Origin of the sequence: Bacillus sp. NP247 (assembly GCF_018966865.1) — a bacterium.
GTDB lineage: Bacteria > Bacillota > Bacilli > Bacillales > Bacillaceae_G > Bacillus_A.
In genome coordinates this window covers 165917-185670 of sequence record NZ_CP076653.1, presented here as the reverse complement: position 1 = coordinate 185670, position 19754 = coordinate 165917, and the positions used below count along the sequence as shown (strand labels likewise).

Genomic DNA, 19754 nt, shown 5'->3' with positions numbered 1-19754 from the left:
ACAAAGCATATAAATTTCAATCCTAGAAATTGAAAAAGAATGGAGCCATATTAAAATACTGGATCCATTCCTAAGAAGTATTAGTTTTATAAATTCGCAGATTGCGAAGGTTGTTTTTCATATTGTTTCTGTTTAGATAGGGAAATGAAAATAATTAACAATGAAATGACTCCGAAAATGAGAACCATATATTGTAACCCAATCGTATCTAAGAAGAAGCCAGTTCCAAGTAAGACAATTTGGAACATAACTCTCTCAAACATATTACGGAATGAGAAGAGGCGGCCGTGATAGCTTTTTTCTACTTTCGTTTGGAAAATTGTCGACATAATAGGGAAGAAACAGCCGACACTAAAGCCAAACAAACCAAACGATGTAAGAGCCATCCATTGTATATCGCTAAAGAACAATGAAAGGTGTGCAAAAGCGGTACAAATTGCGAAGAAATATAGTAACTTTTCAGGTTTGAAATGATCAGATAAACGTTTAATAACGAAGGCACCTAACATAAATGCTACACCTTCAATTGTATATATGAATCCTTTAATCGTTGGATCGTGTTGCATTTCGCTAATGTTAATAACCATTAAATTGAATCCAGCTATAAATAATAGAGGGATAATACTTAATATAAGTGCTGTGAAAGCAATAGGAATTCCTTTTAAAATACGAAATACTTCCATAAAGCTATTATCTTTAGCTGATTCTTTACTTGATGTAGTTGACTTTTTATCTTCAAATTGTAGGAAGAAAGTTGAGAGGAATAATAAAGCGTATGCTGCCATTGAGAAGGCATACATATACTGTAAACTCATTACAACTAAAAGAATTCCACCCAGTGAAGTACCTGCAATACGAGCGATTGTACCGATATTCATATGTACACCGTTCATCTGCAATAGTTCATGTTCCCGAACGATGAGTGGGATTACAGATTGTAATGCAGGGAAATAAAATGCCGCTGAAATTTGAAGTGCAATCATAAAAGCAATCATAAAGGCGATACTTTCATATTGAATAGCGAAAAACATGAAAATAACACTAAGAACACGACCAAATCCAGCGTAAAGAAGAACTTTTTTCTTTTCATACTGATCGATGACACGACCAGCCATAGGACCAACTAGAACACCTGCTAATAGTCCGATAAATAATATAACTGATTTCATAAAATCAGAAGGGACATATTTTTGCATAAACTCAAGGTTGCCAAGAATACCAAGCCATAACCCTAGGCCAGCAATAAACTCCCCAATTAAAACGATCCAAACATTTTTATTACGCCACATAATGTAAAACCTCTCCGTCTTTTAAAGTGAAAAACTCGTATATAAAACCTCCTTATTTATGTAGTATTTTTATACGAACTTTTTTAGAGTCAGAGTCTATATTACGTGTTTCATTAATGGATTTCAATCTTTTTGATTTGTAAAAAAATGATGAATTAAGTGATACAATGGGTAACTAAAAATACAAAGAATTCACAAGTAAATTCAAAGGAAAGGTAAGTGTGGAGAAAATAAAAAAAGTAAGAACGCAGATAATACGTCTTACTTTTCTCGAAAAAACAAAAATAGATTAAATTAGCAACACTTATGATCTTGTCCAATAGCTAAACCGCTAAAAGACAGAGGGCCAACAATGTCTGCACTTGCAGCACTTGTTAGATTTTCCACAGTTAATGAATACTCGTGAGTCCCGCAGCTTACATCTTGATCTATAGCTTGAAATGTTTGCGCGTAAAATTGCTCAGAACCTGTAGATTCAATCCCTACTTGAGCGTTGAAGATTTCTGTATTGTCACGGAAAATTCTAAATAATATTTGTGCTATGTCAGTTATACCTTTAACCCCAACTGTTGCAATTAATTCTACTCGATTATTACGTGAATCTCTTCTTGAAATTTTTAATTTAATATTTGCTAGAATTGCTTTTTCTGGGGAATCGGGAATTACAAAAGTTGTTTCACCAGTTCTATTTAAAGGCTGAGTAGCTTGGTAATCAATGATATGAGTCATATTCGTCACCTCCTCATATACTAAAATATGAAGGTAACGATGAATTAGCTTGGACATATACTATAAGATTTTAAGAGAATTGAGGAGTAATGTTGAATATAGAGAGATAATATAAAAGCATCAAGAAAAAATCCCAATTATGAGAGTCATTTTTTGATGCTTTTCATACTTTAGGCAGAATATTCTTCTTTACGTACTTCGAAGAATTCATTCCGGCGTAAGTAATTAAAAATTTTTTCCGAAACCTCTTCTTCATGAGACACTAAGAATCGATGATCAAAAGCATAGAAAGATTGGCCTTTAATTAATTTTACGTAGTATATTTTACACGCCTCCTTTAAATTAGGATTCTTAAATACTTTCTATTATGATGACCTATCTGGTTGTTAATAATACTTAAAGTTTCAAAGGGAAGAAGTATAAATTCAAAAAAACATTGAAACAGCTTACAAATCTGTAATGTTTTTGTCATCTTTAACGATAGTTAAAATTAACCAATATCTCCTATACTACAAATAGGTTACATAAAACAAGGAGGTAGAAAGATGGAGGAAGTAATTGGAGAAGTTGTAGCAGGGATTTGTGAATTTGTAGTTGAAGTTACGGTGGATGCTTTAGGGAATTTAGTTTCCGAAAATGAAGAGGAGAAAGAAACGTTATAAAAATTTGTAAAGAATTTAAAGGTGAATAATGTGTAAAGGCTGATTTCTAAAGGGAAGTCAGCTTTTATATTTTTTACATTATATCAACATTATTTAAATATTCATTTGTTATGATATTGGTGAAACCAATAAAGGAGCTGATCAAAATGAATATACCGAATTTTAGATTTGATGTATCTGATACTCGTATGATTGTGGCGAATATAGATGAAAAGGAATATCACTTTATTGTTCGTGAACATTCACTTGTAGGAAAGGTTATATCGCTATTCGAAAATGGAAAAGAATATGGTTTGATAGATAAGCAAATCGCCGTTAGGGATAAATTTATTAGATCAGAACTTACTAAGTTGGAGCATTTCAACATTGATATGCTTTATAATTCACCAGGCTGGATATGGGTTGGCATGAATCAATTTGGATTGTATGCAAGAGAGGCTACACCTAACGAAGTAGAAATTTTTATGAGGTTAAAGGAGAATGTAAATTATTTAGACGTATATATAGGTACCACGATGTAAGAGTTATTTTTCGAGGTTATGGGATTTGTTCCCGTAACCTTTTTTTGTTTTGAAAATAAAAATTCACGAGTTATTTTATTTTGATACTAGTCCTCTTTTATAAGGGATAGATCCTAAAAGAGGATTTGAAATTATATAAAGAGAACTTATTAATTATATGAATACTTATAGAAAGAAGATGATAAAAATGAGTAAAGAAGAGCTTGTGAAACAACAGTTTGGTAGTAATGCAGAGAAGTATGTGAAAAGTAAAATTCATGCAAAAGGACCGGATTTACAATATGTAGTTCAGCAAGTTGAAACTCGTCATAATACTCGTCTTCTTGATATTGCTACTGGTGGTGGACATGTTGCAAATTTGTTAGCCCCAATGTTTAAAGAGGTAGTCGCTCTTGATTTAACAGAAAAAATGTTAGAAAAAGCAAAAGGTTTTATAGAAGGGAATGGGCATGAAAATGTATCATTTGTAGCAGGAAATGCAGAAAATTTACCATTTGCTGATGAATCCTTTGATACAATTACATGCCGAATTGCAGCACATCACTTTGTTGATCCTTTGCAATTTATTTTTGAAGTAAATCGAACGTTAGAAGATAATGGAGTATTTATATTAATTGATAACGTTTCACCAGAAAATAATGAATTTGATACATTTTATAACTTTATCGAAAAGAAGAGAGATCCGAGCCATGAACGAGCTTTGAAAAAAACAGAATGGATTACTTTATTAGAGAAACATGGTTTGCAAATGCAGTCATGTCATACTTTTGACAAGAAGTTCGATTTTGATTGGTGGTGCGATATGATGGATGTTCCTATGCAAAAACGTGTAAAGTTAACAGAGTGTATGATGAAAACATCAAATGAAATGCAGGAATTTTTCAAGATTCAATTTGAAAACAATAAAATAGAATCGTTCTATACTGAAATGGCACTGTTCGTATGTAAAAAAAGCTCAACATTAAAAAGATAAATTTCTTGCAGTCTTTCTGATGTACGATATACTTAGTACAGAGAAAATGAGAATTGAGGAATAGTAATAATGATTCGTGTACGTATTGAGGGAACTGAGGAAGAGATGCTTGAATTTTTAGAGAAAATGCCTGACATTCCTGGGTTTGAAAAAACACATATGAGAGAACCGAGAAAAGGGAATAATCCGAAATATGATTCAAGCAAAAATGTACTAGCATATTTATCTTATAAGAAGATTGAAGTCGCCAATAAATAGGCGGCTTTTTTAATTATCTTCGTTTCACCACCTTGTCTTTTTTGCATAATAATGGTAGTAGATTATGCTGGAGAGGGGTGAGGAAAGTCAATAAAAAAATAATCTTTTTCGGAGATTTTGGTATTGATGATGCAGTAGCGTTAATTTATGCGAATAAAACATGCAAATTAGATATTATAGGTATCGTTGCAGAGTATGGTAATGTATCACGGAAAATTGTCACGGAAAATGTTTATTTTTTAGAAAAATACTATGCTACAAAAGTGAAAATCATTGAAGGTGCCAGTAGACCGATGACAGCTGAAGAACCTTTATTTTTCCCTGAAATTCATGGGGATCACGGTTTAGGTCCAATTATTCCACCGAAAATGAGAATTTGTGAAAGAGAAAATTTTTGTGAATTGATTAAATTAATTGAGCCTTGTCCAGAAAATATTATTATAGTGGCGACGGGACGATTAACAACACTTGCAACATTATTTTTATTGTACCCCAATTTAATGAATCGAGTATGTTCTTATTATATAATGGGTGGTGCTTTTCTTTTTCCGGGAAACGTTACACCAGTATCGGAGGCTAATTTTTACGGCGATCCAATTGCGGCGAATATCGTGATGAAATACGCGAAGAATGCTACTATATATCCGTTAAATGTAACGCAGCGCGCTCTTATCACCCCTGAAATGGTCGATATTATTGATAAAGAAGGAACAGGACAGGCGAAACTTATTAAGCCAATGATCGATTTTTATTACGAGAACTTTTACAAAAAAGAATATCCAGGTATAACTGGGAGTCCGATTCACGATTTACTTCCGTTCATTTCATTTATAAATGATGATATTTTTGAATATAAAAAATCAGCAGTTTGGATAAGTACGACAAATGATGTAACGAGAGGTCAAAGTGTTGCTGATTTTAGAAAAATAGCTGAGCCGACGACATTTGATAATCGGCCTGTACAAAGAATTGCTGTTGAATTTAATTATCAAGCTTTTAAAGACGAATTTATGAGAACAATATTGAAGCCAGATTGTCCTTAAAAGGTTGAGCAGATTTGAATGATTTTCATAAGACGAATAACTTACGAAAAATGAAACATAACTAATGGTAAGCAATTGTTTCTGATTATAATTTTTATTGGTCAATTATAAAGGAGGAAATGATATGATTTGGTCTTTAATCGTTGGTGGTATATTAGGATGGTTTGCAAGTTTGATTACTGGGAAGGATGTACCTGGCGGTGTAATCGGTAATATTATTGCAGGTATTGTCGGTTCTTGGCTTGGTACAGCGTTACTTGGTAAATTCGGACCTGTTATAGGTGGATATGCGATTGTTCCGGCTTTAATAGGTGCGATTGTTTTGATTTTCATCGTAAGCTTTATATTCCGTGCAATGCGGAAATGAATACAGGGGACTGTTTACATTTGTAAGCAGTCCCTTTGTATTATGTTGTCTAATCTGTTATGCTACTGTTATACAATCAGGAGGTGTCAGCATTGAAATCATTTACAGTAAATTTTCATCAAGAAGATAATGCAAAGGCAACAACAGTACATAAATTAAGTGAAGAGGACTTCGATAAAGCAACAGAAAAAGGTACTCGTCATCTATTTGATTTGGATACAAACGTTGGTTTCTTCGTATTCTTCGATGCTGAAGATGCAGAAGGAAACGAGCAATATTTAATGTTACAATATGAAGGAGATCACGAAGAGCCAAGTGCTTGCTACGGGTTTGATTTGAAACTGTTCTATCAATTTTTAGCATTATACTTAAATGATCTTGAATTCCAAGGTGAAACAAATGAAGAAGAGGAAGAAAATGGTCCAATTCATCATTTAGCACACTTACTTTACCATATCGTTGAAGATGGTAAATCTATCGAAGTATAAAATACATAATTGAAGCTGTCCTTTAATAGGGCAGTTTTTTTACTTTTCATGATTTTGATGAATACCGCGATTTACATAACAATAAATGGAATTCTGATAGCGACAAATGGTTTGATTAAACTTCAGAAATTCACAATATGAAACCAGCAAGGAAAGATTAATCATTTCCTGCTGGTTTTTTGCATTTAAATAAGCTTTTTTGACAGCTTATTTAAAGATTTATAAGGAGGATTGTAACAAGTAAGGAGAGAAGGTGTGTATACAAGGAGATGAATAAGATGATTAACAATACAATTCCAAGCTTTTTAAAGCTTTTGGAAAGCAATGATATAGGATTACATGACTTGAACAAATATTATGATATGCACCCAGAAGCATTCGAAGAGTATTTTAAGTTTCACTGTCCGAAAACAGAAGAACGCCTTTCTAGTGCGATTGAAAAGTATCCTGCAAAACTAGAAGATATTCTTATGATTTCGGAAACTTTACCATCTATTATTCAAGAAGTAAGTGAGGGCTGTCGTGCTCAATTTGGCCTTGAGGTAAATGTAACATTTCATTTATTTGTTGGTGCATTTGGTTCCAATGCATTTGTGGAAAGGGAGATTATTGGGGATATCTTTTTTGCGGTAGAAAAATTATCTCCTGTAAGGGAGCATCTTCGTGTTATCGTTGCTCATGAAATCGGACATATATATCATAATTTCGTATTACAAGAGAGCGGAATGGATTGGACTAATGCTGAATGGACTGATGCATCGGTAAGTTTGTATCGTGAAGGTGTTGCAACTTATCTGTCAAAACAAATTGTTAAAGATTTAAGTGAGTCTGTTTACTATTCATATAATAGTGACGGTGATCCATGGTTCCAATGTTATAAAGAAAATGAGAAGCAGATTAAGAAACGTTTTTTACAAAATTACATTGAAGGATGGACAGGTGAAAAAGAGAAAGAATGGTTCCGTCTATCAGGAGGGAACTATTTCGGATACAACCGACTCGGCTATTTTTTAGGAACATCATATATAGAGTATATGGTCCATACTTTCGGAGAAACCGAAGCACTTACTTTTTGGAGAAAAAATAATTTGAAGAGTAGTGTAATGGAATGGTTACAAAAGTGAATATGTTGAAAAGGGAGGCTGAAAATGATGAAAGTATATATGAAAGTACTTATATTTTTCCTAGCTTTAACATGTGTAGTGGCATTAACGGCTTGTACTAGTGCAGAGGAAAAGAAACAAACTAATCCAACATCAGAAAATAGTACAGAAGAAAAGAGCAATAAGCCGGAAACGAGTAAAAAGAATGAGGACACCGCTCTAAAAAAAGAGAAAGAGTCTGTGGAAAAATCAAAAGATCAAGACTCATCAAAACCTTCAAAAGACTCTAATTCAAAAAATACAGCAGTTAATCCAAAATCAATTAACCATATTAAAGATTTATTTGAGCTAGCGAAAGAAGGTAAAGTACCTAATGTTCCATATGCAGCACATTCAGGTGATATTGAAGAAATAGAGAAGGCATGGGGGAAAGCAAATAAGACGGAGCAAGCAGGAAACGGGATGTATGCGACGTTTACAAATAAAAATGTTGCATTTGGCTTTAATAAAGGATCACAAGTCTTTGACGTGCGATCTTACCATTCAGAACTTAAAGTGATTACGTTACAAGAGATCGAAAAGGCTTTAGGAAAACCAGTGTCTGTTAAAGTCAACGGTAATGATAAAATATACATTTATAAAGTAAATAATCAGTTTGAGTTGAAATTCGTTATTCCGAAATCTACTGGTAAAGTAGATCATATTTCTGTGTTCTCACCGGAGGATAGTATTAATAAAATGGCAGGTTAAATAAAAGAGCTGTTCCTATAGGGACAGCTCTTTTACTTTGCTTTTTTCTAACGATTGAACAAAAAAAGCTTGAATGATACCGCCGATTATTAATAAGAAGGCACAAATATAAAATAGAGTACTGCCGCTAAATTTACTTAATAATAGTGCACCTACAAAAGGCCCACAAGTCCTTGAAATGTCCCAATGTATACCGTAAATAGAAAAGTACAATCCACGTCTATGACTTGGAGCGATTTGTGAAACGAATCGTAGTAAATGATTTAAAGCAATACTTTCCCCAATTACTAAAAAGAGTAATGTAAAGAATAATGACCATATTGTCGTGGAATAACCGTAGCCAATAGCAGCTAAAGTAAAGCAAGTATAGGAAATAACAATGATTTTAGCCATAGAAAATTGTTCAGACCATTTCACAAGGAAAATTTGGAGAATCACTTCCATGACTGCTTTACAAGTTGAGATAAACACGAGTACAAATAGAAAATTTGGAAATACACTTTCGGCGAATATACGATAATTCGATTCGGTTTGAGCGTAGAAAAAACTAATCGGTAGCGTAGAAACCATGAGCCCAAATACAGCATAATGTTTTGAAATAAATTGTTTTGGCGAATATACTTCTTTCATTTTTTCATTGTTTCTTATAAGCGGGGCAGTTTCAGGAAGCTGCGTCCAAACGAGAATGGCATATAGCGTAAGGGCTACACCTTGTAAAATAAATAAATATTCAGGATGACTATTATAGAAAAAGGCGCCGATTAATGGGCCGATTACAGAGCCCATTGCCCCCATCGTTTGCAGAACCGCAAATATTTCAGCCTGTTGTTCTTCCTTCGTTAAGTCAGCGATTTGAGCGCGCTGTGCCGGAATATATAAAGAGCGGCCAATACCATTTACGACATACAATAAGGCGAAAAAGGCGACCGATTCAGCAAAAACGAACCCGCTTACGGCGAAAGCTTGTAAAACTAATCCGAGTAACATGATTTTCTTACGACCGTATTTATCTGTTACACCTCCAGCGATTAATGTAAACACAATATCAGCGAGAGGCTGCAATCCGAAAAGAAGCATTGTAACGATGACATTACCATTTAACGCTTTATTTACGTGAACGATAAAAATGATAGCTAACATTGCTTCAGTCGTCCGGACTAACAATTCACCGAACAACCGAATGAGGATTGGCCTATTATAACGTTTTAAAAGATGATTCATTTCTAATTCCTCCTTTCTATATTAAAATGATAAGATGGAAGCTAGAAATGAAAAAGGGTAGAATGAAAGAGGAAGATTTTTCATCTTTTAGGGGGCGTTTTATGACTATTTTGGAGCAATATATGCACCTATGGCTCCAGTATGGAAAAGGGAGATCAGAGGGGGAACAATTAGAAATAACAATACAAAATATATCTGAAACATTATTTTGTACAGATCGAAATAGTAAACTAATCATAAAAAAACTGGAAGAAGTAAGTTGGATTATGTGGTTTCCAGGCCGAGGGAGAGGGAATCGTTCAAAGGTATTGTTTCAAAAACATCCACTTTTATTAATTTTAGAAAGAGGAAAAGAAATAACGAAACAAGGGGACGTAAAAAGCGGGATCGCTTTTATCGAACGGTATAGCTCGTATTTTCCATCGCTCCAACCACAATTTCAAACTTGGATTGATTCAATATTTGGTTATCAAGTTGAAAGGACGTCTCAAGGGAGAAGAGATGTGCTACGTTTGCAAGTCCATATGAATCTAGACATTGCATTAGATCCTGTTTACGCTACGATGCGTTCGGAATGTCATATGGTAAAACATATATATGACACGTTAGTGTATGTAGATGGAAATACAAACAGTGTTGAGCCAAGACTTGCGTTTTATTGGGAATATGATGATCAGAAAAATATATGGACCTTTTACTTACGAAAAGGCGTTCAGTTTCATAACAGGAAAGAATTTACCGCTTATGATGTAGTATATACATTTGAACGATTCTTGAAAGCTAAAAATAATCCGCATGTTTGGATGTTACAGCACGTTAAAAGTTTACATATTCTTGATGACTACATTGTGCAGATTCGGTTATCTACAGAAAATAAGCTGTTTTTACATGCTTTAAGTGCAGAACAGTGTTCTATTATAAGTGAAGATGGAAAAGGTAATTTAATTGGTACAGGACCGTTTCGGTTATGCGAAAAAAATGAGGATGTATTCGTATTAGAAGCACATGATTTTTATTTTCGCGAGCGATCTTTTCTCGATCGAATTGAATTATGGAATGTAGAGCACAGTGTAAATACGTGCGATATTTTAGCGAAAGCACGATATAAAGATATAGAAAAGCATCATAAAGAACTAACTCGACTGGAGTCGAATGTAACATACATTACGTTAAATACTGCAAAAGAAGGACCTATGCAAGATATGATATTTCGAAAAGCTTTATATAAAATCATTTATAGCAAGGCGATTGTTGCGGAATTACAAGGAGCGCGCGGAGAGATAGCTGAAGAATTAGTGCTAACAAAGAGTGGTACAATACGTATAAATGAGGACATAAATACGCTTATTAAAGAAAGTTCTTACCGTAATGAAACATTGCGACTATACACATTTACAGGACAAGATCATGTTGAAGACTCCAATTGGATACAAAAAGAGTGTGCGAAATACGGAATTATAATTGATATTGAATTTCTTGAAACAGAAGAGTTGTTGCAAATAAGTACGATACAAAACGCTGATATTATGCATGATAGTGCGACAATTAGCGAGCGTATTGAAGAGAGTTTACTATACATGTTTCTTACAAAAAACAGTTTTATTCATCAGCAAAGCAATATAAACTTTAACGAAATATTGCAGCCGTACTTTATGGAGAGTAAAGTAGAGAAACGAGTTGCACTGTTACGCGATATTGAGGATACACTGTTACGTCAAATTCATATCATTCCTTTGTACCGTAACAAACAGCAAGTAAGTTCACACGAAAAAATACAAAATATAATGATTAATTCACAGGGCTGGATTGATTTTTATGATATATGGTTTAAAGCTTGATATAAAAAGGTTCTTACGCATTTTAAAGGTATGCGCAAGAACCTTTTTTGTATGTAAGGCAGGTTTGTTTCACACATTGTTACGCTACTTGTTATAAAAGTCTATTTACAGCGTAACAGTGTTATGTTACATTGTTATCAGAAGGAGTGATATACAGTTGAGTACAGATTTAATTTCAAAAAAAGATTTATTAGAGCTAACTGGTATTTCATACGGACAGTTATATAGGTGGAAGAGAAAAAATTTAATACCGGAAGATTGGTTTGTACGGAAGTCAACGTTCACAGGTCAGGAAACATTTTTTCCGAAAGAAAAGATATTAGAGCGTATTGATAAAATTCAAACGATGAAAGAAGATCTATCACTTGATGAATTGGCAAATATGTTTTCACCAAGCGTAACAGAGATTTTTTTAACAAAAGAAGATCTCATCCGTAAAGGGATTACATCAGAGACTGTTTTACAATTTTTCATGGATCAAACGAACAAAACGGCAGATTTTCAATTTGCAGATATTCTTTATGTATACGTGTTAGAAGAACTTCTTCAATCAGGAGACGTTAGCTTAGAAGAAGGGAAAATGGTTTTACAAGTTTTACGTGAAAATTATGAAGCGATTAAACATAAAAATTGTGACTTAGTTATTATTCGGAAGTTAGGGATTTCTACATGCTTCTTAGTATCAAGCGTTGAGGATTTAATTTTTGAAAAGGGAACAAAGATTGTTTTACGTGTAGCAATTATGAAATATACCGAAGCATTAAAAACTAAACTGTTGTAGTGGAGGAGAAATAATGCGTACAGAAAATTTAATTATAAATGGATATGGTTCATCAAACGGTGGAGAGTTTCATAAAGTGCAACTAAATGGAAAAGGAACTGTTAATGGAAACGTTGAATGCGACCAATTTGAATGTAATGGCTACGGAACTGTTACTGGTGATTTGAAAAGTGGCGATGCGAGAATTAGCGGATCAGGCAAAGTTGAGGGTACAGTTAGTGCAGAAACGATGCGAATCGATGGGAAAGGGACAATTACACAAGATGTAAAGGCGACCACTTTGAAAATTGCAGGAAAAGGGACGATAGGTGGTAATGTAACTGGTGAAGAATTTAAAATCAATGGTCAAGCGACGATTGATGGTAATTGTGAAGTTGATATTTTTTCTTCAGAAGGACAATTTACAGTTGGTGGATTATTAAGCGCAGATGAAATTAATATAAATGTTCACGGTACATGTAGAGCGAAAGAAATTGGTGGTCAAACGATTAAAGTAAGACATAGATTAAGTACTTTTAGTAGACTTTTTAAAACAGTATTTGGCCTGCAGTTAGAAGCTGAACTGCTAGAAGGTGACAATATCGATATTGATTATGCTCACATAAAAACGGTAAGAGGAAATAATGTTACAGTAGGACCGAACTGTGAGATTGAACTCATTGAATATACCGGAGTTCTTACTGTTGATAAAAGCGCAAATGTAAAAGAAATTAAGCAGGTGTAAAGAAGGGAGCAATTGATATGGAAAATCAACATAGTCTTACGGTTAATGGATCAGGTAGCTCAGCAGGTGGAGATTATAACAAAGTAAAGATTCGCGGCGAAGGAACAATTTCTAATGATATGAGTTGTAATGAATTTAAAACGTACGGCACGAGTGAAGTACGTGGCAATATGAAAGCAAAGAATTATGTCGTGTATGGAGATAGTGAAGTGCAAGGGAATATGAAGGCGGAATATGTAAAAGTATATGGTAATGCCCAAGTACAAGGCGACGGACAAATTCATAAAACAAAAATTAGAGGTATGATAGAATTTAAAGGGAAGCTATCTGGTGATTTTGTAGATGTGACAGGCGCTTTAAATGTGAAGGGAGATATAGAAGTAGAGGAATTATTACTAACTGGCGGTCTTGAGAGTGATGGTTTACTTAATGCTGAAAATATTGAAATCTCACTTCGTTATGAAGGAAGTAAAGTAAAAGAAATCGGTGGGAAAAAGATTACAGTACGTAAAAAGGCGAGATTTATTCCTTTTACAAGTCATTCAGGAAGCCTTCAAACATCAATTATTGAGGGGGATGATATTTATTTAGAACATACAATAGCAGACGTAGTAAGAGGAAATCATGTTATAATAGGCCCTGGCTGTGAAATTAGTGTTGTAGAATATCATACTAGTTTTAATCAGAAAGGTAATACAGTCGTAAAAGAACATAAACAAATATAAGTAGTATGAGGGAGAGCAAGGCTATGGTTGAGAAGAATAATAAAATCGGCTTCGTTGTTGCCGGTTTATTGCTAGGTATCTTAATGGCATCAATGGATAATACCATTGTCGTAACAGCGATGGGAACGATTGTTGGTGACTTAGGAGGTCTTGAAAACTTTGTATGGGTCGTTTCTGCCTATATGGTCGCAGAAATGGCAGGCATGCCGATTTTCGGTAAACTATCAGATATGTATGGTAGAAAGAGATTCTTTATTTTCGGTTTAATCGTCTTTATGATTGGTTCGGCTCTTTGTGGAACTGCTGAAAATATTACACAGTTAGGTATTTATCGTGCCATTCAAGGTATTGGCGGCGGGGCACTAGTGCCGATCGCATTTACTATCGTTTTTGATATTTTCCCTCCAGAAAAACGCGGGAAAATGGGTGGATTATTCGGAGCAGTATTTGGTTTATCAAGTATTTTCGGGCCATTACTTGGCGCATATATTACGGATTATATTAGCTGGCACTGGGTGTTTTATATTAACTTACCACTTGGAATTTTAGCACTTATTTTTATTACATTATTTTATAAAGAGTCACGAGTTCATAGAGAACAAAAGATTGATTGGTTTGGTGCAATTACTTTAGTTGGTGCAGTAGTTTGTTTAATGTTCGCCTTAGAATTAGGCGGACAAAAGTATGATTGGGATTCTAGCTTTATTTTAAGTTTATTTGCTGGATTCGCTATTTTAGTAATTGCTTTTATTGTTATTGAACGAAAAGTAGCAGAACCAATCATTTCATTTGAGATGTTTAAGCAACGTCTGTTTGGAATGAGTACAATTATTGCCTTATGTTATGGGGCGGCATTTATGTCAGCAACTGTGTATATTCCGTTATTTATTCAAGGTGTATACGGTGGTACGGCAACAAACTCAGGATTATTGTTATTACCAATGATGTTAGGATCAGTAGTTACAGCGCAGTTAGGTGGATTTTTAACATCGAAACTTAGCTACCGTAACATTATGATTATTTCTGCTGTTATTATGCTAATTGGATTATTCTTATTAAGCACGTTAACACCAGAAACAAGTCGTATATTATTAACAATTTATATGGTTATTATCGGTTTTGGAGTTGGTTTCTCATTCTCTGTACTAAGTATGGCTGCTATTCATAACTTCGGTATGGAGCAACGCGGGTCTGCGACTTCAACGAGTAACTTCATTCGTTCGTTAGGAATGACGCTTGGTATTACAATCTTCGGAATGATTCAACGAACTGGTTTCCAGGATCAATTAGAAGAGGCATTTAAAGGTATGAGCGGGGGAATGAATACAAACGCTTTAGGAGATTCAAGAGCCATTCTATCAGAATCGGCAAGATCTCAAATTCCACCGCAAATATTAGATAAAATTATTGAAGCTCTTTCAAGTTCAATCGTTCAGACATTTATGTGGGCGTTAGTCCCAGCAGGTTTAGCCTTCGTATTCATTTTCTTTATGGGAAATGAGCGCATGGTATATAAGAAAGAACAAAACAAGGTGAAAAGTGAAACATCAAAAGCGTAAAGAAAAAGCTCCTTTCAATTTTGAAAGGAGCTTTTGTCGTATGTACGGTGTTAGATTAGCCTTCGATAATTTCGTATTCTTCGTCTGCTAATAATAAAACTTGTGTTTTCTTACCTTTGTTTTGAACTTCGATTACATCGTATGTACCTAAGTCTCTTAGTTTGTTTTGAGAAGCATTAACCATAACTTCCATAGAATCAATTAAGATATCTTCTTCAATGTATGATTCAGGCAATGCCATATCTTCAGTTTCTAATACACATGCGTATAGATTTTGTAAGTTGTCAGCAGTTGGGTTTTGTTCCTCAACATCAATGATGTTTTTTACTGCGTCCATATTTTCTTCTTTTGCTTGATATACTTTAATTTTAGCCATTGTTTTAATCTCCTTTATAACGTAATCGTAGAGGCTACACCTTATTATAACGTTTTTTTCATGAAAGATGAAATTGTTATATGTATTTATAGTAAAAAATATGTGTTATTACTTATTATTGGTGTAATTCCCTTATTAATCTAATGAGTAGTGCACTAGGCTGGAAATCAGACTGGTTTGATGATCCACTAGAAGAACAGCAACATCACTTTTTGAAAGACGGGAATAGAAAACAGTCATTTTATAATCCCCCTTAAAAAGCTTATTTATAAATCAATCTTACAGTGATGCGACTTGATTGCGTATATGGTTAAAATTTTATCAACAAATAGGTTTTATTTGGATGATAAGATGTACGTTTCAAAATTGAAAAAGTGAATCTTTCATTTTTGATTAGATGTTATAATAAATTTATAATTGTTCGAAATTTAAGTTTAATGGACGGATATATATAACAGAAACATATGTTACCTCATGAAAATGTAGAATTATATTGATTTTGTAGAAAGCAGGAATGTAAATGATATATGAAGCGAATATACATACAAGAAAAAAATTAGTTTCCATGTTCGAAGATTTTAATAATGTTATTTTACTTTCTTATTTACAAGGACATATGGGTACTGCTTGGGTAAACGATCTTGAAAATCCGACAGTAGCACAAATTTCGGTAGGAATTTTTACATTTTACGCTGGAGACTCAAGTGCGATAGAAACGGAAGAGTTATTACGTAACATTCCTGACAGAATTTTAGTAATTGTAAATAGTGATGAATGGAAACAGCGTTTAGAAATATTCCATGAAAGAAAAATAGATAAATTCTTAAGATATAAATTTAAACGTAATCCAGAAGTGTTTGATCGTACAAAATTACAAGCATATATATCGCTACTTCCAAAAGGATATGAATTAAGAAAAATAGATGAGCACATTGTGAATAACCCAACATTACACAAGGTTTCTGAAGATTTTACAAGTCAATTCCGATCAATAGATGATTATGTAGATCGAGGCATAGGTTATAGTATTTTGTATCATGGAGAAGTCGTATGCGGCGCATCATCCTATAGTATTTATGATGATGGTATCGAAATCGAAGTTGCTACTGATTCAGAACATAGAAGAAAAGGTTTGGCGACTGTAGTTAGTGCAGCGTTAATATTGGATTGTTTAGAAAAGGGGAAATACCCAAACTGGGATGCAGCGAATACGAAATCTGCCAAACTAGCAGAAAAGTTAGGATATGTTTTTGATCAGGCATATGACACTTATTTTGTGAATAATAGGTAAATGAACGGAGAGTTGTACGAATTGTACAACGTAAAGGAATTAAAGTGAAAAATGATGACTAGAATGTTTCTATAGAATTGTTGCGAAAGCAGATGCGTTCGATGCAATCACTTCTTCGAGAGCATATCGTGCGGCTCTATCTCTTGAAGAAGCTTATAAACGTATCATTGAAGGTTCTGGATCTCAGTTTTCCTCTTTACTAGTAGAACTTTTCAAAAAGGTATTTCCCTTATGGAAAGAAATGATCCAATCATCTCTTAGTTAAAATTTTATGTTTCGAAAAACCATATAAAAGTAAATGCTTAATAGTAGCTTCAGAACAGAAGAAGTCATTTTGGAGTCGCTTGTTGGGTAAATAAATTAAAATTTCATAATAAAAAAGTTCACTCCTTCTATAAATGTAGATAAGGAGTGAACTTTTTTATTACGCATTATGATAATTAGAATTGTAAGAAACTTGATTTTAGTATATTTTTATGAGTTGGTGTATATATCTTGTTTTTTATGTTGCATTTATTCTTTTTGGATTTCAAATGAAATTTCTTTGGCTGCTTTTAAAGCTATTTTTTTAGCTTCTGTTTTAAAATAGGATGCTGCTAAAACGTAGCCACATCGATGTCCCATTGATGTAGGTGGTTTTAAGACAGTTCCTTTTTTAGGTTTTATATAAACTTTCTCCACGCCAGGATATTTAGAACTACGGTTCTTTCCTGTAACTCGAATTAGTTTTCCTTTAAATTTAACTGTTAGGTAATGAGTGTATACATATTTATGGTGTTTTTTATTTAGTGAAGGTTTATTTCCTAACATTAACTGAATAGTCTCTTGCACTAAGTTGATTCCATGTCCAATTTCAATTATATCATTCATTGCTCCACCTGATATTCTGGGGTTTATCTCAATTAATTTCCAATCATTATTTATTCTCCGGAGTTCTAGATGACAAGCTCCATTTTTCATATTAAAAGCCTGAATAACAGAATTAACTGCATTGAAAAGACTAGTATATAGACTTTTGTCTACCTGTCCTAGTAAAGAATAACCAGTAACAATAAAACGTTCAAAGAGTGTAATTTCTTGTTCAATTACTGCTATAATATGGACTTTTCCATTTTGAACTAAAATTTCGACTAAGTACTGAGGTCCATCTACATATTCTTCAAGTAGAATTTCTTCATTAGGTAGTTTTTCTAAAAGGCTTTGTATAGATAAAATTAATTGATTTTTATTTTTTACTAATAATACATCTTTTGATCCTGATGATTTAGGGGATTTCACAATAAGAGGGAAATTTATCTTTTTATTTTTTTTTAGAAAAGATGATAATGGTTCTGTTGGTTTGTAAATTAAATAGTTGAGTGAGATTGGTAAATCTTTAAGGACATTACGAGTTAATATTTTATTTTCCATACGATAGATAGCTTCAGTGGATACAATATTTGAGCAGAATTTTTCTGATAAACGTGCAGCCAGATAAACAAAGGGGTCAATAAAACTAAAGATTCCTTTTATGTTCTTTCCTGATTTATTTAATTTTTCAATTGTAGTAATTATATTATCATAATCATTTATATCAGTGAAAATCATCTGATGTACATCAGGGAATGTACTGCGTTCTTCAATAAATTTTGTTTTTTTCGTTAATAAAACAGTAAAGAAATTAAGTTTTTCAGCTGCTTTGATCGCTTCCCTACTGGATCCAGATTTATTTGTTTCAATAAAAACAATAGTATCCATCTTATGCCACCCTACCTTAATTATTTTATAAACCCTTAGATTTATTATTTCTATAGGTAGAATATTAAAATGAGGTTAAGCTTGTTCTAGACTTTTCAAAAAATGGTTGAATGAAGGAGAACATGAATATATATATAATGAAGTTGATATTTGTTTTGAAAAAGATCTTTAAAAAGAGGGGAAGAGGAACCGATATGACTATAATTGGTATGCTTCATCATCGGAAAGATCCGAATGTCGTAAAGAAAGCATATACTTATGCTGCTGTAGCCAAAGCTGAAGGTATAAACTTTTTTTATTTTACTTTAGGGAAAGTAAATATAGAGACTGAGAAGATTTTAGGTAAAACTTATGAAAATGGTGAATGGGTTGAACAAGAATTTTCTTTTCCTGATGTTATTTATAATGCAAGTGTTCATGTTAGTGATAAAAATCAGCAAATTTTTGATTATCTATATGATAAAGTTCCATTCACAAGTCATTCAATCGGAGATAAATTAAGTGTATATAACAGAATAAAAAAAGCAGAAAAATTTAAGCAATATCTTATTCCTTTTTATGAATTAAATGATGTTAATAAGTTTTTTGACATGATTGATCGTTATGGAAAAGTTATTATTAAACCAATTTCTGGACATCAAGGTAAGGGTATCGTTTTCATTGAAAAACATGGGATGAATTACAGTATGAATGAGTCAGAACAAATTTCATTAATAAATAAAAAACAATTGCTAAGTTTTTTATCTGATAAGATTCAAGAGAAAGGTTACATAGTTCAACAGTTTATTTCATGTCAAATGAAATCTGGTCATGTTTATGATTTTCGATTGCATGTTCAAAGAAATGGAGAAGGAAAGTGGGTTATTACTTCAATATTCCCGAGAATAGGTCCATTAGGAAGTGTTGTATCAAATATGGCTAGCGGTGGTTATAGTACTTATTTAGATATTTTTTTAAAAACGGAGTTTGATAACGATTGGTATAATATTCAAAGGTATTTAGAACGATTTGCGGTAAGTTTTTCTAACCATTTTAATTCTTTATATAAGGATGTATTATTTGATGAGTTAGGAATTGATGTTGGGATTGATGAAAACCAAAAATTGTGGTTGTTTGAGGTGAATTGGAGACCAGGTGTACCTAATATATTTAATCTTGAATTAGATGTAGCTAGAAATTTAGTTCACTATGCTAGATACTTAGCTGATAAACATAAATAAGAAAAGGAAAATAGAAAAATATATAAATAGAAAATTGTGAATTTAAAGTAAGCGTAAAGTAACTCCAAAATATACATTAAAAGTTGATTTTGGAGTTAT

Annotated in this window: 21 protein-coding genes and 2 pseudogenes; 16 read left to right on the top strand and 7 right to left on the bottom strand. The window is 33.1% G+C overall.

What is annotated here, in order from left to right:
- Positions 1 to 86 precede the first annotated feature (86 nt).
- The 3 genes from KPL75_RS01015 to KPL75_RS01005 all read right to left on the bottom strand — a co-directional run bounded on the left by KPL75_RS01015 (position 87) and on the right by KPL75_RS01005 (position 2341).
- A complete protein-coding gene (locus tag KPL75_RS01015) occupies positions 87 to 1289 on the bottom strand; it encodes an MFS transporter (protein WP_219919052.1) in 1203 nt (400 codons plus the stop codon).
- Between the two features lie 294 nt (positions 1290 to 1583).
- Positions 1584 to 2018 carry an exosporium protein ExsC gene (gene exsC / locus KPL75_RS01010; RefSeq protein ID WP_219919051.1) on the bottom strand — a complete coding sequence of 145 codons (435 nt, stop codon included), beginning with the start codon at positions 2016 to 2018 and terminating at the stop codon, positions 1584 to 1586.
- 170 nt (positions 2019 to 2188) lie between these two features.
- Complete coding sequence (locus KPL75_RS01005) at positions 2189 to 2341, bottom strand: YqbF domain-containing protein (protein ID WP_080001761.1); 153 nt, start codon at positions 2339 to 2341, stop codon at positions 2189 to 2191.
- A gap of 485 nt (positions 2342 to 2826) precedes the next feature.
- Between KPL75_RS01005 and KPL75_RS01000 the strand changes: the two genes are divergently transcribed.
- The 8 genes from KPL75_RS01000 (at position 2827) to KPL75_RS00965 (ending at position 8183) form a co-directional block, all read left to right on the top strand.
- Positions 2827 to 3201 carry a hypothetical protein gene (locus KPL75_RS01000; RefSeq protein ID WP_016095638.1) on the top strand — a complete coding sequence of 125 codons (375 nt, stop codon included), beginning with the start codon at positions 2827 to 2829 and terminating at the stop codon, positions 3199 to 3201.
- A gap of 187 nt (positions 3202 to 3388) precedes the next feature.
- Positions 3389 to 4174, top strand: a complete 786-nt coding sequence (locus KPL75_RS00995) for a class I SAM-dependent methyltransferase (RefSeq protein WP_219919050.1) — start codon at positions 3389 to 3391, stop codon at positions 4172 to 4174.
- 69 nt (positions 4175 to 4243) lie between these two features.
- Entirely contained in the window at positions 4244 to 4432 is a 189-nt protein-coding gene (locus KPL75_RS00990; RefSeq protein WP_002110407.1) for a DUF3970 family protein, read from the top strand.
- A 77-nt stretch (positions 4433 to 4509) separates the two neighbouring features.
- Positions 4510 to 5475, top strand: a complete 966-nt coding sequence (locus tag KPL75_RS00985; protein WP_219919049.1) for a nucleoside hydrolase — start codon at positions 4510 to 4512, stop codon at positions 5473 to 5475.
- 124 nt (positions 5476 to 5599) lie between these two features.
- Positions 5600 to 5842, top strand: a complete 243-nt coding sequence (locus tag KPL75_RS00980) for a GlsB/YeaQ/YmgE family stress response membrane protein (protein ID WP_002013368.1) — start codon at positions 5600 to 5602, stop codon at positions 5840 to 5842.
- 92 nt (positions 5843 to 5934) lie between these two features.
- Positions 5935 to 6330: a hypothetical protein gene (locus KPL75_RS00975; RefSeq protein ID WP_002110404.1), complete on the top strand. Its 396-nt coding sequence runs from the start codon at positions 5935 to 5937 to the stop codon at positions 6328 to 6330.
- A 278-nt stretch (positions 6331 to 6608) separates the two neighbouring features.
- Positions 6609 to 7454 (top strand): DUF5700 domain-containing putative Zn-dependent protease, encoded by an 846-nt coding sequence (locus tag KPL75_RS00970; protein ID WP_219919048.1) that lies wholly within the window; start codon positions 6609 to 6611, stop codon positions 7452 to 7454.
- 24 nt (positions 7455 to 7478) lie between these two features.
- Positions 7479 to 8183 carry a YjgB family protein gene (locus KPL75_RS00965; protein ID WP_219919046.1) on the top strand — a complete coding sequence of 235 codons (705 nt, stop codon included), beginning with the start codon at positions 7479 to 7481 and terminating at the stop codon, positions 8181 to 8183.
- A gap of 15 nt (positions 8184 to 8198) precedes the next feature.
- Here the strand turns inward: KPL75_RS00965 and KPL75_RS00960 are convergent, their stop codons facing one another.
- Positions 8199 to 9404 carry an MDR family MFS transporter gene (locus KPL75_RS00960; RefSeq protein WP_219919044.1) on the bottom strand — a complete coding sequence of 402 codons (1206 nt, stop codon included), beginning with the start codon at positions 9402 to 9404 and terminating at the stop codon, positions 8199 to 8201.
- Between the two features lie 62 nt (positions 9405 to 9466).
- Here KPL75_RS00960 and KPL75_RS00955 point away from each other — a divergent pair, with 62 nt between their 5' ends.
- From KPL75_RS00955 to KPL75_RS00935, 5 genes are all read left to right on the top strand, one after another.
- On the top strand, positions 9467 to 11242 hold the full coding sequence (locus tag KPL75_RS00955) for an SgrR family transcriptional regulator (RefSeq protein WP_219921047.1): 1776 nt from the start codon (positions 9467 to 9469) through the stop codon (positions 11240 to 11242).
- A 157-nt stretch (positions 11243 to 11399) separates the two neighbouring features.
- Positions 11400 to 12023, top strand: a complete 624-nt coding sequence (locus KPL75_RS00950; protein ID WP_219919042.1) for a YhbD family protein — start codon at positions 11400 to 11402, stop codon at positions 12021 to 12023.
- A 13-nt stretch (positions 12024 to 12036) separates the two neighbouring features.
- Entirely contained in the window at positions 12037 to 12747 is a 711-nt protein-coding gene (locus tag KPL75_RS00945) for a bactofilin family protein (protein ID WP_219919041.1), read from the top strand.
- A 17-nt stretch (positions 12748 to 12764) separates the two neighbouring features.
- Complete coding sequence (locus KPL75_RS00940) at positions 12765 to 13472, top strand: polymer-forming cytoskeletal protein (protein ID WP_219919040.1); 708 nt, start codon at positions 12765 to 12767, stop codon at positions 13470 to 13472.
- Positions 13473 to 13495: 23 nt separating this feature from the next.
- A complete protein-coding gene (locus KPL75_RS00935) occupies positions 13496 to 15031 on the top strand; it encodes an MDR family MFS transporter (protein ID WP_219919038.1) in 1536 nt (511 codons plus the stop codon).
- Positions 15032 to 15086: 55 nt separating this feature from the next.
- On the opposite strand, the gene KPL75_RS00930 is transcribed toward KPL75_RS00935, so the two are convergent.
- Entirely contained in the window at positions 15087 to 15407 is a 321-nt protein-coding gene (locus tag KPL75_RS00930; RefSeq protein ID WP_219919037.1) for a hypothetical protein, read from the bottom strand.
- 138 nt (positions 15408 to 15545) lie between these two features.
- Positions 15546 to 15647 (bottom strand): annotated as a pseudogene (locus tag KPL75_RS27310) (hydrolase); the annotation flags it as partial.
- Between the two features lie 280 nt (positions 15648 to 15927).
- Between KPL75_RS27310 and KPL75_RS00925 the strand changes: the two are divergent.
- Positions 15928 to 16698 (top strand): GNAT family N-acetyltransferase, encoded by a 771-nt coding sequence (locus tag KPL75_RS00925; RefSeq protein ID WP_219919035.1) that lies wholly within the window; start codon positions 15928 to 15930, stop codon positions 16696 to 16698.
- A gap of 73 nt (positions 16699 to 16771) precedes the next feature.
- Positions 16772 to 16963, top strand: a pseudogene (locus KPL75_RS27305) (HD-GYP domain-containing protein); the annotation flags it as partial.
- 248 nt (positions 16964 to 17211) lie between these two features.
- Here the strand turns inward: KPL75_RS27305 and KPL75_RS00920 are convergent.
- Positions 17212 to 18435 (bottom strand): ATP-grasp domain-containing protein, encoded by a 1224-nt coding sequence (locus KPL75_RS00920; protein WP_002065857.1) that lies wholly within the window; start codon positions 18433 to 18435, stop codon positions 17212 to 17214.
- A 122-nt stretch (positions 18436 to 18557) separates the two neighbouring features.
- On the opposite strand from KPL75_RS00920, the gene KPL75_RS00915 reads away from it, so the two are divergent.
- The gene (locus KPL75_RS00915) at positions 18558 to 19655 is read left to right on the top strand and encodes a YheC/YheD family endospore coat-associated protein (protein WP_113937623.1); all 1098 of its coding nucleotides are present in this window, start codon (positions 18558 to 18560) and stop codon (positions 19653 to 19655) included.
- The last annotated feature ends 99 nt before the right edge of the window (positions 19656 to 19754 follow it).

What these genes read in the sequence shown, in the direction of transcription:
- exsC (WP_219919051.1), bottom strand. Translation starts at nt 2,018, where the DNA reads ATGACTCATATCATTGATTACCAAGCTACTCAGCCTTTAAATAGAACT.
- KPL75_RS00935 (WP_219919038.1), top strand. Translation starts at nt 13,496, where the DNA reads ATGGTTGAGAAGAATAATAAAATCGGCTTCGTTGTTGCCGGTTTATTG.
- KPL75_RS00945 (WP_219919041.1), top strand. Translation starts at nt 12,037, where the DNA reads ATGCGTACAGAAAATTTAATTATAAATGGATATGGTTCATCAAACGGT.
- KPL75_RS01015 (WP_219919052.1), bottom strand. Translation starts at nt 1,289, where the DNA reads ATGTGGCGTAATAAAAATGTTTGGATCGTTTTAATTGGGGAGTTTATT.
- KPL75_RS00995 (WP_219919050.1), top strand. Translation starts at nt 3,389, where the DNA reads ATGAGTAAAGAAGAGCTTGTGAAACAACAGTTTGGTAGTAATGCAGAG.
- KPL75_RS01000 (WP_016095638.1), top strand. Translation starts at nt 2,827, where the DNA reads ATGAATATACCGAATTTTAGATTTGATGTATCTGATACTCGTATGATT.
- KPL75_RS00915 (WP_113937623.1), top strand. Translation starts at nt 18,558, where the DNA reads ATGAATATATATATAATGAAGTTGATATTTGTTTTGAAAAAGATCTTT.
- KPL75_RS00940 (WP_219919040.1), top strand. Translation starts at nt 12,765, where the DNA reads ATGGAAAATCAACATAGTCTTACGGTTAATGGATCAGGTAGCTCAGCA.
- KPL75_RS00920 (WP_002065857.1), bottom strand. Translation starts at nt 18,435, where the DNA reads ATGGATACTATTGTTTTTATTGAAACAAATAAATCTGGATCCAGTAGG.
- KPL75_RS00925 (WP_219919035.1), top strand. Translation starts at nt 15,928, where the DNA reads ATGATATATGAAGCGAATATACATACAAGAAAAAAATTAGTTTCCATG.
- KPL75_RS00965 (WP_219919046.1), top strand. Translation starts at nt 7,479, where the DNA reads ATGATGAAAGTATATATGAAAGTACTTATATTTTTCCTAGCTTTAACA.
- KPL75_RS00930 (WP_219919037.1), bottom strand. Translation starts at nt 15,407, where the DNA reads ATGGCTAAAATTAAAGTATATCAAGCAAAAGAAGAAAATATGGACGCA.
- KPL75_RS00980 (WP_002013368.1), top strand. Translation starts at nt 5,600, where the DNA reads ATGATTTGGTCTTTAATCGTTGGTGGTATATTAGGATGGTTTGCAAGT.
- KPL75_RS00955 (WP_219921047.1), top strand. Translation starts at nt 9,467, where the DNA reads ATGAAAGAGGAAGATTTTTCATCTTTTAGGGGGCGTTTTATGACTATT.
- KPL75_RS00960 (WP_219919044.1), bottom strand. Translation starts at nt 9,404, where the DNA reads ATGAATCATCTTTTAAAACGTTATAATAGGCCAATCCTCATTCGGTTG.
- KPL75_RS00990 (WP_002110407.1), top strand. Translation starts at nt 4,244, where the DNA reads ATGATTCGTGTACGTATTGAGGGAACTGAGGAAGAGATGCTTGAATTT.
- KPL75_RS00970 (WP_219919048.1), top strand. Translation starts at nt 6,609, where the DNA reads ATGATTAACAATACAATTCCAAGCTTTTTAAAGCTTTTGGAAAGCAAT.